Annotated in this window: 1 rRNA gene; it reads right to left on the bottom strand. The window is 50.3% G+C overall.

Annotated elements, in window-relative coordinates:
* Positions 1-1,085, bottom strand: a 23S ribosomal RNA gene (locus tag FZ040_RS13825); the annotation flags it as partial.

Below are 1,085 nucleotides of genomic sequence, written 5' to 3'. Positions count from 1 at the left end.
CATGACGCGACTTCGGTTCTGTACTTGAGCCCCGGATATTTTCGGCGCAGGGCCTCTCGACCAGTGAGCTATTACGCACTCTTTAAATGGTGGCTGCTTCTGAGCCAACATCCTGGTTGTTTAGGAAGTCCTACATCCTTTTCCACTTAGTACAGCATTTGGGACCTTAGTCGGCGTTCTGGGCTGTTTCCCTCTTGAATACGGGTCTTATCACTCGCATTCTGACTCCCAGGTTCTTCTCATGAAGCCATTCGAAGTTTGACTGGAGTTGGTATCCATTACAGACCCGCGTCCGATCAGTGCTCTACCGTCTTCATGTGTCGCCTGAGGCTAGCCCTAAAGCTATTTCGGGGAGAACCAGCTATCTCCACGTTCGATTGGCATTTCACCCCTATGCACAGCTCATCCCAAAGTTTTTCAACACTCACGGGTTCGGTCCTCCACTCATTTTTACCTGAGCTTCAACCTGGCCATGCATAGATCACTGTGGTTTCGGGTCTAATCCTTGTTACTTTCGCCCTATTAAGACTCGCTTTCGCTTCGGCTCCGTGTCTTCCACTTAACCTCGCAACAAAAATTAACTCGCCGGTTCATTCTTCAATAGGCACGCTGTCGCACATATAAAGTGCTTCAACTGCTTGTAGACATACGGTTTCAGGTTCTATTTCACTCCCCTCCCGGGGTCCTTTTCACCTTTCCCTCACGGTACTATGCGCTATCGGTCGCTTCGTAGTATTTTGCCTTGGATGGTGGTCCACCCTGCTTCCCACAAGGTTTCACGTGTCTCGTGGTACTCTGGATACTGGCCCGTTGGTTTTTCTTTCGCTTACGGGGGTTTCACCTTCTGTGCCGCTCCTTCCCAGAAGCTTCAGCTAGAATAACTTCCCTTTATGCCAGTCCTCAACCCCGGTCGACCGAAGTCGTCCGGTTTGGGCTCTTCCCTGTTCGCTCGCCGCTACTATGGGAATCTCGTTTGATTACTTTTCCTCTGGCTACTTAGATGTTTCAGTTCACCAGGTCTGCCTTCCGTAGATGATACGACATAACTCGTACCGGGTTGCCCCATTCGGAGATTCATGGATCAC

Source organism: Pseudoselenomonas ruminis (genome assembly GCF_008271295.1).
Taxonomy (GTDB): domain Bacteria; phylum Bacillota; class Negativicutes; order Selenomonadales; family Selenomonadaceae; genus Selenomonas_A; species Selenomonas_A ruminis.
The sequence above is the reverse complement of the archived record's forward strand: the minus strand, read 5'-3'. Positions and strand labels throughout refer to the sequence as shown.